We start from the raw sequence: 12,730 nt of genomic DNA, 5'->3' as shown, positions 1-12,730 counted from the left end.
CCAGGAGGAAGCATGATCTTGATTAAATTCGGTATTCTCTATTTTGCACTGGCATATTCGTCAATTAGTTTCGCACAGGACTCGCAATTGGATAATTTACTTCGCTGTGGTGAAGTTGCACAAGTTCGCTGTCTTGAAGTTCAGGAGTTTGGACAAGAATTTGTCGGCCCCATACAAGAGGAAACAGTGATAGAGGTAAAGTCGAATGAAGTAGCAGGACCTAGTATTAGAGAGCTTATTTGTTGTGAAGATGATGACAAGCTTAGAAAATCAATCATTGGACATATTTTTAATCAAATGAAACCAGATGAGATGATCGTAGCATTATTGGCCCATAAAACCGTTGAAGAATTACGAGGCCCTTCAAGTGTTGATATGGTTTACAATGATGATCGTTTTGTTGGGCCCAAATTACCGAGTCAGAAATAACTATTTAGATATAAATTAATTCAGTCACTTAGGGCCCTTTTCTTAGGGCCTTTGTCATTTCTATGTCAATTAACCAATCTTTAATTGCTTTATTTTTAGGAGAGGCGTAATATTTTAATATACCCTATAGGGGTATATGGTTTTAGTTATTCTTAGAGAGGAGAGATGAAGTGAAAACAGTTAAATTTGTTGTCAGTGGAATTAAGTGTGGGGGATGTGTAGGTAAGGTTGAAAAGCAACTAAAGGAGCTTACAGGAGTGACAAATATAAATGTTGATATCGAAAACCAGGAAGTTCTTGTTAGTGGAGAGCAAGGTTTTTCAAATATGCAAATCAAGTCAATGCTTGGGGAAATTGGATTTCCTGTATCAAGCATGAAAAAACTTGAGGCTTAGGAGATTGGGTGGAAACACAAAATAGTGTAAACTTAAAAATTTCAGGTATGAGCTGTGCAAGTTGTGCAGCTTCTATTGAAAGTGAAGTTTCAAAAATTGATGGAGTTAAACTTTCAAGTGTAAATTATGCAATTGAAAGTGGTCACTTTGAATTTGAAGATAAGGCCGTCTTAGATAATATTGAAAAGAAAATTGTTGAACTTGGTTACATAATTCAAGATGAAAATGAAGATGAGACTATTAATGAAAGTATACCTGTAAAATCAATTGAAAAAGATAACTTTCATAAATTTATTATCGGAATCAGTCTTGCTGTTGCAGTCTTCATGTTCGAAATGGGACCGCTAAAAGGTTGGCCTACGAAAAAAGCTAACTGGTATGTTCAGCTAATTCTAACGACACCTATTTGGGCATGGATTGGTTTAAAATTCCAGCGCTCTTTATTACAATTTCTAAAAAGTGGCCGCTCTAATATGAATACTCTTATTGGACTGGGTACAACTGCTGCATTTCTTTACAGTGTCTTTGTTACCTTATTTACAGATCTAAGTCTTGAGCTAGGACTAACGACAAGAGTTTATTTTGAAGCGGTGGGCTTTATTATTTCATTCGTTTTTCTTGGCCAGTATTTTGAAGAAAGGGCAAAGAAGAAAACGAAAGAAGCCTTAAATGACCTTTTTAAATTATCTGCTAAGAAAGCGACTGTTCTAAGAGGTGAGTCCTTTGTAGAGGTTGCAATTAGTGAAGTTCAAGTCAGTGATACTCTAAGAGTTCGCCCAGGTGAGAAATTTGCGGTTGATGGGAAAATCATAAAAGGCTCTAGTGCAATTGATGAATCAATGATTTCAGGTGAACCTTTACCTGTTAAGAAAGGAGAAGGGGAGCAGGTTTTTGCAGGAACAATCAATGGTGACCACGTTATTGATTATAAAGCGACAAAAGTTGGAAGCGATACTTTCCTTTCTCAAATCATAAAGTTCGTTGAAGAGGCGCAGTCTTCTAAACCAAATATTCAAAAATATGCAGATAAGATTAGTGGGGTCTTCACTCCTGTCGTTATTGTTATTGCAATTGTTACCTTCCTTGCTTGGTACTTCTATGGAGGAGAGCCAAGATGGGGGAATTCAATCTCTAACTTTATTGCGGTACTTGTTATTGCTTGTCCTTGTGCACTTGGATTGGCTACACCAACTGCTGTCGTTGTCTCAACTGGTAGAGCTTCTTTAAAAGGCCTGCTTATTGGAGGCGGTGAAGTTATTGAAAAGGCCGTCGAAATTGATACTGTAATTTTTGATAAAACAGGAACAATTACTTTTGGGCGCCCAAGTGTCGTAGATGCTATTTTCAAAGATGGAAGTGATGAGATGACAACTCTTAAACACTTGGCTTCTATTGAGCAATTTTCTGAGCACCCACTTGCTAAAGCTGTTCTAAATTTCGCAAAAGAAAAAGGTATCGAATTAAGTGAGCCTGATAGCTTTGAGGTAATTAAAGGTAAGGGAATTATCGCTGAAATTGATGACATTGAATATCATATTGGAAATGAATCATTATTAGATGACTTACGTGTTAAAAGAGATATTGATTTAGAATCTAAAAAAATTGGAAGCTTCATTTTTGTTGCTAGAAACAAAGAACATGTGGCAACTCTAATTGTTGGTGATGAAATCAAGCCAAGTGCTAAAGAAGCGATTGAGCATTTCAAATCGCTTGGTATTGAAACTTGGATGATAACTGGTGATAATGAGATTGTTGCTAAGAGTGTTAGTGAAGAAGTAGGAATTGATCACTTTATCGCTAGAGCACTTCCTCTTGGTAAAGCGACTCAGATTGAGCGTTTACAGAAGGAAGGACGAAAAGTTGCTATGATTGGTGATGGGATTAATGATGCTCCAGCACTAGCAAAGGCCGACCTTTCAATGGCGATGGGAACTGGAACTGATGTCGCAATTAGTGCATCTGATGTAACTATTGTGAAAGGTGATATTGTTAAGGCCGTAGAATTCATTGAACTTGCTAAAGGAACGATGAAGATCATCAAGCAAAATCTCTTCTTATCAATGATTTATAATACTCTACTAATTCCAATTGCCGCTGGTGTGCTTGTTATCTTCGGTGGCCCGACAATGCCTCCAGTACTTGCAAGTGTTGCAATGGGACTAAGTAGTATTTCTGTTGTTTCAAATAGTTTAAGAATAAGGAAATTAATATGAGTAAGCACCCAGACCACAAATCAACATTAACTAGAGTTAATCGTATTGAAGGTCAAGTTCGTGGAATTAAGAACATGATTGAAGATGGTAAATATTGTGTTGATATTCTTACTCAGATTAAATCCATAAGAAGTGCTCTAAAGGGGTTAGAACATGTGATTCTAGAATCGCATTTAAATAGTTGTGTTATGAAGGCCATCAAATCAGGTTCTGAAAAGGATTCTGAAGAAAAAATCAGTGAGATCATGGAACTTCTAAAAAAATCAGCAAAGTCATAGGTTTTATTATGTTTAAGTCTGCTTTAATCATTTGTATTTCTACTAGCACCATGGCCTTCAGCTTTAAGCAAGCCGTTGGAGAACTAGCTAATCACAACAGTGTTGAGGCCATTAAGGGAAGTGCTAAATCTCTTGTTGAGTCTTCAAAACAAAAAAGTTCTTGGGGGGACCCAATGTTTAAGGTTGCTGCCAAGAACTTTCCGGTGGAGACTCTCGATTACAACCAAACTCCAATGACTGGCCTAGAGCTAGGTATTTCTCAGAAGATTGCTCTTTCCAACAAGTACGGCAAAACATCTGAAAGTATGAATGCTCAAGCAAGGGCCATGAATTTTTCTGCACTTGATTATGAGCAAGCTCTAGTGAAAGCGTTGTGGGGAAATGTTATTGGGAATCGAAAAATTGAAAGCGAGTTATATATTTTAAAAGAAAACCTAGCTTGGATTAATAATATTTTAAAGGTTAGTAAGAAGCTCTATTCAAATGGCCGCATTACTCAGCAGGCACTACTTGATATTCAGATTAGAAAATCAGAAATTGAAAGTGAGCTAAGTAATAAGACTTTCGAGTTAAGGCAGAACAAGGCCCAACTCAAATACTTGCTTGGAGATCGTGCTACTAGCTTTGATTACAAAAGTGTTCCTTGGAATTTATTAGATAAGTCTATGAAAGAGGATATAAAAGATAATCGTCTTAAGGCCCTCGAAGAAGGAAAGATCGCAGGAGAGTTTGCTGTTGAACAAGCTAATCTAGCTTATATTCCAGATATTACAGTCTCTTTAGGTTATACATTTCGTTCAGATGAAATTGATAAGAATGGTGACTTCGTTGGAGCACAAATAACATTTCCTATTCCGGTTTCAGATGACAAAAGTGGTGGAAAAGGTGCAGCTGTCGCAAATCGCTATGCTGCAATCAAGAAATTGGAAGATTATAAGCTTAAGAAGAATCGTGATTTAAATATTATTAAAGATGATATTGAGAAACTAAAAGCGGAGTTACAAATTATTACTAAGAAGTCTGTAAACTTCGCTAAAAACTCTCGATCAATCACTTCAAAATCTTACGGTCGTGGCAATAGCTCATATGTAGAGCTTTTGCAGAGTGAATTGCGATTGCAAACAATTTTATTAAAAAAAGTGATGTTAGAAGCACAACTTGCAACTTCTAAAGTTGATTATAAATATACTCTTGGAGAGTCTCTCTATGAATAAATTACTTACAATTATTACATTTACAACACTTCTTGGATTTGTTGCTTGCTCGCCGAAAGAGGAAACTAGTACACAAAGTGAATCTAAGGTTAAAACTTATTATACATGCTCAATGCACCCACAGATTAAGGAAGACAAGCCTGGAAAGTGTCCCATCTGTCATATGAACTTAACTAAAGTTGAAGTTGAAGATGATCATGACCATTCTGCCATGATACAAAATGAACCACAAAAGGAGATGTGGCGTTGTAAGGATTTTCCTGATGTAACAAGTGAAAAAGAAGATATCTGTCCTATGGATGGATCTCCAATGATAAAAGTAAATACACAAAAAGAGAGTGCCTCTAAAGTTGTGGCAAGTGTGAAACTTAGAAAGTCTCAACTTAAGCATTTTGCACCTTCTTACTTTCCTGTAACGACAATGAAGATGACTAAGAAAATTAGACTTCTAGGTCAAGTACTCCAATCAGAAGAAAAAGAAAGTAATATACCGGCAAGAATCGATGGCCGTGTTGAGAAAGTTTATGTGAAATCAACAGGAAGCTTTGTTAAGACAGGCGATCCAGTGGTTGATATCTACAGTCCAAAATTAATTTCTGCTGGAGAAGAGTATATTCTTGCTCGTAGGACGTACTTAACAAATAAAGGACGTGAGTTTCGTGACCTTTATATACAAAGTCAGGAAAGACTTGAGTTATGGGGAATTAAAAAAGAACAATATGAAGCATGGGCAAAGTCTGGCGCTGTTCCAAATAAAATTACAATCTATTCTCCTGCTACAGGAGTTGTACGAAAAAGAAATGCCACTGTTGGTACATATTTTAAAGAAGGGCAAAACTTCTTTGAACTTTCAAACCTAAGTGATGTATGGGTCGAACTCGATGTCTATGAACAGGATTCAGCGCTAGTACAATTAGGCCAAACTGTTGAATTAGAATTCATTGCAATACCTGGAAAGACGACAAAGGGTGAAGTGGATTTTATTAGCCCTGTACTCGATCTGCAGTCTCGAACATTAAAGGTTCGCGCTACGATTCAAAATGAGGAAGGGAAGCTAAAACCTGGTATGGTTGCAAATGCTCAAATTACTTTCGAATTAGAGGGAATGCCTCTCGTAATCCCACGATCTGCTGTTATTGATACTGGAAAGAGAAAAGTTGCATGGGTAAAGGTTAGTGATAAAGAGTTTAAGTCTGTCGTTATTAAAACGGGGCATGAGTCAGAAGGCTATGTTGAGGTTAAAGAGGGACTTAAAGATGGGGATCAAGTTGTTATCGAAGGAAACTTTCTTCTTGATGCTCAAGCACAACTTTTTGGTGGATATGAGGATATGAGTACATCTGATCCTCATCAAGGGCATACTAATGATTAAGAATATTATTGAATTATCCATTCGAAATCGTGTCACTGTAGTACTAATCTTTATCTTAGTTGCACTACTTTCTGTCTTTAGCTTATCGACAGCACGAATTGATGCAATTCCAGATATTGGAGAAAATCAGCAAATTGTTTTCACAAATTGGGCAGGAAGATCACCTAAGGATATTGAAGAACAAATTACTTATCCTTTAAGTGTTCTTCTTCAGGGAATTCCTGGAGTTAAAAATATTCGCGGAACTTCTGCATTCGGTTTCTCTACGATTTATGTCATTTTTAATGATGATGTTGATTTTTACTGGTCGAGATCTCGTGTTTTAGAAAAGCTTACAAGTGCAAAGAATGAACTACCTGAAGGCGTAAATCCTGCAATGGGACCGGATGCAACAGGTCTTGGGCAAGTTTATATGTATACACTCGAGAACGCTTCAGATAATGAAAAGCCGTTGTCATTAGAAGAGTTGAGAACATTACAAGACTTCTACGTTCGTTATCTTCTTCAAAGTGTGGAGGGAGTAAGTGAAGTCGCAAGTATTGGTGGATTTGTTAAAGAGTATCAAATCGATGTTGATCCTAATAAACTTATTGCCTATGACATTCATCTGACATCTATTATTCAAGCTATTCAAGATAGTAATATTGATGTTGGAGCAGAAGTTATTGAAGATGGTGATCGTGAATTTATTGTTCGTGGTAAAGGATTCTTCAAGTCACTTACAGATATTGAAAATGTTGTCGTTGCTGTAAAGAATAAGTCTCCTATTCGAATTAAAGACATGGCAAGTGTTGGTACAGGTCCTGCTTTTCGTCGTGGAGCACTTGATAAAGACGGAACAGAAGCTGTTGGTGGTATCGTTACAATGCGATTTGGAGAAAATCCAAAAGAAGTCATTGATAATGTAAAAGAGAAAATTGAAATTGTTAAGGCCGGACTTCCAAAAGGCGTTATTTTTAGTCCTTTCTACGACCGAACAGAGGTAATTGAAAGAACAATTGGAACAGTTTATTCTGCCTTAGCGCAAGAGATTGTGATAACTGTTATTGTTATTTTACTATTCTTACTTCACTTTAAATCTTCAATCTTAGTATCGCTAACTCTACCATTTGGTGTTGGTATAAGTTTCATTCTCATGAAATTTATTGGTATTGACTCTAATGTTATGAGTTTATCTGGGCTTGTTATTGCTATTGGTTCAATGGTGGATATGGGTATTATCATGACTGAAAATATCTATTCAAGCCTTGCAAGTGAAGATCGAGATCTTTCTAAGTCTGAGCGTGTTGAAATTGTAGTTAAGGCAGCCCGTGAGGTTGGTCCAGCTATTTTAACAGCTGTTGCCACAACAATTGTAACTTTCTTACCTGTATTTGGATTAGAAGGAAGTGAAGGGAAACTCTTTGGTCCACTTGCTTGGGCAAAGACACTGGCAATGTTTGGCTCTGTTGTGGTTGCTATTATTCTTGTTCCGGCCCTAAGTGTTTTCTTCTTAAAAGGAAAGCTTAAGCCGATAGAGAAAAACCCTGTCAGCTTAAAAATTATTAATACTTATCAGCCAGTGCTTAGTTGGCTTCTGGATAATCGAAAGTTCTTTGCAATTTTCCCAACTCTAATTTTTATCCTCGGAGGGATTGCATATTCTCAACTTGGTAAAGAGTTTATGCCTTCACTTAATGAGGGGGAAATTCTTTATATGCCTGTAACTACTGCTGATGTTGGGATGACAAAGGCACGAGAGCTTTTGGCCTATACAGACAAGGAGCTAGTTAAGCATCCTCTTGTTGCGAGTGCGATAGGAAAACTAGGGCGTGCTGAAACGGCACTCGATCCTGCTCCGGTTGCAATGTTTGAAACAGTTGTAAAACTTATCCCTCAAGATCAGTGGCCAAGTGGAACTTCGATTTACGATATTATGGCTGAGCTTGATCAACAACTACAAGTTCCTGGCCTTGTAAACGCGTGGCTATTTCCAATTGAGAATAGAATCGCCATGATTTCTACAGGAATTAAAACGCAAATTGGTGTGAAAATCTTTGGGGATAACCTCGAAAAGCTTGAAAAGATTGGACAAGAAATTGGCCATGTTCTTGAGGGCATCAAAGGTGCAAGTGGGGTCTATGCACAACAGATCACAGGTAAACCTTATATTGAATTTGATATTGATCGTGTGGCCGCAAGTCGCTATGGGATTAATACTGGAACGATAAATAAAATTCTTCAAACTGCAGTCGGCGGTATGACGATCGGGCAATTTTATGATGGCAGACAAAGATTTCCAATTCGCGTACGTTATAAGAAAGAGCTAAGAGATCGTATTGACGAGTTAAAGAAGGTACTTGTACCTAGTCCACTTGGTCAGCATATTCCATTAGAACAGCTTGCTAAGATTGAAGTTGTAACTGGTCCTGCTATGATTCAATCTGAAGATGGAATGCTGCGCTCACTTGTACTTTTAAATGTTCAAGATCGTGATCTAATTGGTTTTGTGGAAGAAGCTAAGAAGGCAGTAGAAGAAAAGGTAGAACTCCCTAAAGGATATTCTTTAGTTTGGGCCGGGCAATATGAAAATCAGGTACGATCTAATAATCGACTGATGCTTCTTGTTCCTCTAGCGCTTGTTATAAATTTAATCATTATTTATTTTGGGATTAAAAATCTACGTAATGCTGCAATTGTTTTTAGTGCCGTTCCAATCGCATTTGCAGGTGGTCTAATTCTGCTTTGGATTGGAGGCTTTAATACATCTGTTGCCGTTTGGGTTGGTTTTATTGCCTTATTTGGTATTGCTGTCGATGATGGTGTCGTTATGATGACCTATCTGCAAGAAGAGTTTAAAACAATTAAACCAAGAAATTGGAGTGAGCTTAAGGAAGTAATCGTCAATGCAGGTTCTAGACGTATTAGACCTCTTGTTATGACAACGACAACGACTGTCGTGGCCTTAGTTCCTATTATGTGGTCGACAAGTACAGGAAGCGAAGTTATGAAGCCGATGGCCATTCCTACGCTTGGAGGGATGCTTGTTGAGTTAATTACATTATTTGTTGTTCCTATTACATATTCATATTTTGAACAAAAGAACCTTAAAGGAGAAACACATGAATAAATTTATTATTGTAAGTATGATTGCTTTTAATTTATTTGCTGCTGGCCGTATTGAGATGGCACCAAACACAAAAAAAGAAGTTGTTAAAGTTCTCGAATTAAATGAAACACTTCATGCAAGCTTCTTTGAATACGATGGGGCAAAAGTTGAGGAAGCTGCAAAGAAGCTTTCAACAGCAATTGATAAGATTAGTGATGAGAAAATTAAGAAGCTTCTAACTTTTTCAAAAACAAAGCTTTCTGAAATTCAAGCTTCAAAAACAACTGCTGAAAACAATCAAAGTTACCACTTAGTTTCAATGGCACTAATTCATATCATTAATACATATGATGTAGGTGAGAAGTATAATGCTTACTCATGTCCTATGGTTAAGAAGAAGTGGGTACAAAATTCTTCTAAACAGGATAAAGTTCACAATCCATATGCATCAAATATGCCACACTGTGGACAAAAAGATACTAAGTTCTAATTACTTCAAATAATCTGTGATGGCCGCTCCAAAGATGCTTGGGAATGCAATAATTACTGTGCGTTTAAAAGCTAGAATTGGATCGGTCATTACGGGAAATTTATCAATCAAAAATAGAATGAATACAACACTGGAAGTTGTGATTAAGTAAATCGCAAAAATTCTCTTAATAAACTCTGCGACATTTCCCTTAAGCTTAAATCGGTAGAAGTTAAAGTAGACAAAGCAAGTAACAATAACAATTGAAGATGCTAGTAGATAATAGATATTATCAAACTTCAAACTTACACTAAGATTCCATACTTCTTCAGTAAAACACAATGGTGAGGCCACTAGAAACGCCCCTACAAAAATTTGTGAGACATCACGTAGTCTTAATTCAACCATTAGTGGATTGATAACATGACCAATTGGCTTACCGGTATCATCTAAGAATGTAACAACTTCTTTGAGGTAGCCATTGATTCGTTTGATTTCAGTATGTGTATTCTTTAAACCTTTAAAAACATCCATACTAAAATTATAGAGAGATTTTGGAATTTAAGCAAAAAAAAAGGCCCGGATAACCGGGCCTGTATATTAACTTTAATTTAGAATAAGTTAATTGTTGCTGAGAAACCGAAGTTTGTTTTGTCTTTGTCGAAGTCATCAGCAAGGAATTGGATATTTGGGTAAAGGTAAATATCACGAGTAACAGAGATACCTACACCAACTGATTGGTATTCGTAAGCTCTAAGAAGTTTTGCATCTTTTCCTCTTGATTTTTGATAGTTAAAGTAACCAAATACTGTTCTGAATGAGAAAGTATCATTGAATACGTATTCAAGTTGAGGGTAAAGACCAATTGCCATTTCTGTCTGGTAGTCTTTTAAGAATGGTTGTCCTGTTTTTGCTTGAAAGTCAGCTCTGTACTTAGAGTCAGCTAGACCACCAGAGAAGTAAAAGCTTGCTGAAACACTTGCACCAAGAGTCCAACCTGAGTCACCAAATTTTTTCATCATATACTGAGAAACACCTAGGATTTGATCTAGATTTTGATTCTTGTATGAATCTTTTGTACCAAAAGTTAAATCTGCTGATGTAATTGTTTGGATACCTGCGATTGTGTAAACACGAGAGTAACCAATGTATGGGTTAGAAATGTCACCTTTAGCGTGGTGAAATGGTGTTAGAACTGAGTAACCAGCACCAACTGTAATAGAATCATTCTTAGAAAGTCTATAACGACCAGAGATTGATCCACTCATCGATGTTTCAGTTTCGTTTTCTGGGTCAGCATAAATATTTGGTCTTTCTTTACCAAATGGGTCATCAAGAGATCCACCATTGTAACCAAGTGAGAGACTCATGCTCAGTGGAGATTTCGATCCAGATTCAGCTCTCATACGAGCATTTGTAATCTCTTCATCGATATCCTTTTTATCAGTAGTTGTTTTCTTTTCTTCTGCTTGCGCGTTTGAAAGTCCCAGCCCTAGCATAAAGATTGCAAGTGCAATGTTCTTTTTCATAATCACTCCATGTGTATGTTTTTATAGACTAATATTGTCTAAAGACTGATGTAAAAGATCAATGAAATTCTTAATAAAATCTTAATATACAACAAGAAAGATTTTTGCGTATGGCACCAATATAGCTTAATTCAATAAATAATAGGCAAATAACGATTAAGGGGCTTAATTAAACTTATCCCATCTTCACTTTATAGACGAGATGGCTTCTCCGTAGAATTATCTATCAGGAGAAGTTATGACTAAAATTTTTGATTGGGCACGAAGTGGTGATGTAGGTGAGTTAAGTATTTACATACTTACAAATGAAGAATGTAACTTAGAGGTCAAAAATGAAAAAGGTTATACGCCACTCTTAGAGGCCACTCATCGTGGTCACTTTGACTTTTGTCATACACTACTTAGTGCTGGTGCAAATCCAATAGCTAAAGATGGCCTTGGCAATACTGCATTGATGCTAGCTTGCTTAAAAGGTGATTTAAAAATCGTAAAATTACTTATTCAATATGGAGCAAAGCTTTGCGAAATAAATGATTCAGGAATGAGTGCATATGATTGGGCAATGGCATTTAATCGAAAAAAAATAGTCTCATTTATTAGTGAAACACACCATTTTCAAAATGATCGAATAAAGAGTTATTATGGCCTCGTTAAAAATGGACTTAAGTCCATTGCATGGTTTAATAGGTAATCTCTATGGCGTCATAAAGACTCAGTATTTTATTTTAATCCTATTTCTTGCGAAGATTAATTAACGGATAATTAATCATCAAAGGAGATGGATATGAAAGTTCATACATTATTTACGACACTAATTATTGGTGCAAGTATGGTGAGCCTTTCGGCAACAGCTGAATCCCTTTGTGAACATAAATACGATTCACAAGAGGTGAGCTCTCATCGTAACCTAGAGAATGAAGTTGTTCATTCTTCTAATTCATTTAAATCAAAGTTTAAAAAGTCTGGCGAAACTCGCGTCCTTAGTAAGATCGAAGGGCGTGATCCAATTCGCTAAATCTAACAAAAAGGCCCTGTTGATGTCTCCAAATAGGGCCTCTTTTACCAAATTTCAAGTACTTACTTCAAAAAGTGTCTTTATTAGCAATCATTTGTTTAAATGTGTAGATTATTGTTTGACACCTCAAACTCGTTCAGATATTTATTCTTCATAAACTTAAAGGAGAATAAACATGATGAAAAAATCACTTATAGCTTTATTATCACTACTATCAGTTTCAGCTATCGCAAACACTGACCTTGTTCTTGAAGGTGAGAGATGGCTTGCACAGCATAAAGGTTATGTATGTGCAGCATTTACTGACTACACAAATGCACCGGCTTCTCACAACAACATGAATGTTAAATTTGAAAAGCTTTCAACTGATTACACACTAGATAATATTCTAATCAAGGCAACTTTTGAGAATGTAGATGGTATTGAGTGTTCATACTCTTCAATCCTATTTGCAGACAACGCAGCTTCTACAATTGACCTAGTCGATTCAAGAGCTTTCTCTAAGGTTGATGCTTCAGCAGATTGTTCAGAAGGTAAGGTAGTTCTTGATGCTCAGCTTGCAAACAATGATTACCTATACTGGGGACACCCTCACCACGCAACAATTATGGTTCCTGCAACTGGTGCAGCTGAAGTTTGCGGCGAAGGTGCAACACATATTGGTATCGATTTTATGGTTTATAAAAGACTATAAAAAATCCTTGATATTAAGCAGGGCCTTTCTTTCG

At 36.6% G+C, this 12,730-nt stretch carries 13 protein-coding genes; 11 read left to right on the top strand and 2 right to left on the bottom strand.

Translation table 11 applies throughout. The features are described 5' to 3' along the window. Positions 1-12 precede the first annotated feature (12 nt). The 8 genes from ACMAYS_RS10180 to ACMAYS_RS10145 all read left to right on the top strand — a co-directional run bounded on the left by ACMAYS_RS10180 (position 13) and on the right by ACMAYS_RS10145 (position 9,479). Complete coding sequence (locus ACMAYS_RS10180; protein WP_103218157.1) at positions 13-429, top strand: hypothetical protein; 417 nt, start codon at positions 13-15, stop codon at positions 427-429. A gap of 170 nt (positions 430-599) precedes the next feature. Then, positions 600-824 carry a heavy-metal-associated domain-containing protein gene (locus ACMAYS_RS10175; RefSeq protein WP_392992621.1) on the top strand — a complete coding sequence of 75 codons (225 nt, stop codon included), beginning with the start codon at positions 600-602 and terminating at the stop codon, positions 822-824. 8 nt (positions 825-832) lie between these two features. Further along, the gene (locus ACMAYS_RS10170) at positions 833-3,037 is read left to right on the top strand and encodes a heavy metal translocating P-type ATPase (protein ID WP_392992619.1); all 2,205 of its coding nucleotides are present in this window, start codon (positions 833-835) and stop codon (positions 3,035-3,037) included. Beyond that, positions 3,034-3,315, top strand: coding sequence for a metal-sensitive transcriptional regulator (locus ACMAYS_RS10165; RefSeq protein ID WP_103218154.1), 282 nt, complete (start codon positions 3,034-3,036; stop codon positions 3,313-3,315). The genes ACMAYS_RS10170 and ACMAYS_RS10165 overlap by 4 nt, the downstream gene beginning before the upstream one ends. Before the next feature lie 8 nt (positions 3,316-3,323). Next, positions 3,324-4,529, top strand: coding sequence for a TolC family protein (locus tag ACMAYS_RS10160; protein ID WP_392992617.1), 1,206 nt, complete (start codon positions 3,324-3,326; stop codon positions 4,527-4,529). Continuing rightward, positions 4,522-5,901, top strand: coding sequence for an efflux RND transporter periplasmic adaptor subunit (locus ACMAYS_RS10155; RefSeq protein WP_392992616.1), 1,380 nt, complete (start codon positions 4,522-4,524; stop codon positions 5,899-5,901). The genes ACMAYS_RS10160 and ACMAYS_RS10155 overlap by 8 nt, the downstream gene beginning before the upstream one ends. After that, positions 5,894-9,010, top strand: a complete 3,117-nt coding sequence (locus ACMAYS_RS10150; protein WP_103218151.1) for an efflux RND transporter permease subunit — start codon at positions 5,894-5,896, stop codon at positions 9,008-9,010. The genes ACMAYS_RS10155 and ACMAYS_RS10150 overlap by 8 nt, the downstream gene beginning before the upstream one ends. Further along, positions 9,003-9,479, top strand: coding sequence for a hypothetical protein (locus tag ACMAYS_RS10145; RefSeq protein WP_392992611.1), 477 nt, complete (start codon positions 9,003-9,005; stop codon positions 9,477-9,479). Before ACMAYS_RS10150 ends, ACMAYS_RS10145 begins: the two co-directional genes overlap by 8 nt. On the opposite strand, the gene ACMAYS_RS10140 is transcribed toward ACMAYS_RS10145, so the two are convergent. Next, on the bottom strand, positions 9,480-9,992 hold the full coding sequence (locus ACMAYS_RS10140) for a DUF2391 family protein (RefSeq protein WP_103218149.1): 513 nt from the start codon (positions 9,990-9,992) through the stop codon (positions 9,480-9,482). 77 nt (positions 9,993-10,069) lie between these two features. Next, positions 10,070-10,987, bottom strand: a complete 918-nt coding sequence (locus ACMAYS_RS10135; RefSeq protein WP_392992608.1) for a hypothetical protein — start codon at positions 10,985-10,987, stop codon at positions 10,070-10,072. Positions 10,988-11,225: 238 nt separating this feature from the next. Between ACMAYS_RS10135 and ACMAYS_RS10130 the strand changes: the two genes are divergently transcribed. The 3 genes from ACMAYS_RS10130 to ACMAYS_RS10120 all read left to right on the top strand — a co-directional run bounded on the left by ACMAYS_RS10130 (position 11,226) and on the right by ACMAYS_RS10120 (position 12,696). Continuing rightward, the gene (locus ACMAYS_RS10130; RefSeq protein ID WP_392992606.1) at positions 11,226-11,678 is read left to right on the top strand and encodes an ankyrin repeat domain-containing protein; all 453 of its coding nucleotides are present in this window, start codon (positions 11,226-11,228) and stop codon (positions 11,676-11,678) included. 93 nt (positions 11,679-11,771) lie between these two features. Continuing rightward, positions 11,772-12,002 (top strand): hypothetical protein, encoded by a 231-nt coding sequence (locus ACMAYS_RS10125; protein WP_412463206.1) that lies wholly within the window; start codon positions 11,772-11,774, stop codon positions 12,000-12,002. 175 nt (positions 12,003-12,177) lie between these two features. Continuing rightward, positions 12,178-12,696, top strand: a complete 519-nt coding sequence (locus ACMAYS_RS10120) for a hypothetical protein (RefSeq protein WP_412463205.1) — start codon at positions 12,178-12,180, stop codon at positions 12,694-12,696. Positions 12,697-12,730 lie beyond the last annotated feature (34 nt).

The sequence above is a fragment of the Halobacteriovorax sp. RT-2-6 genome (assembly GCF_047085025.1).
In the GTDB taxonomy this organism is placed as follows: Bacteria; Bdellovibrionota; Bacteriovoracia; order Bacteriovoracales; family Bacteriovoracaceae; genus Halobacteriovorax_A.
This window is presented reverse-complemented; position numbering and strand designations above follow the sequence as displayed.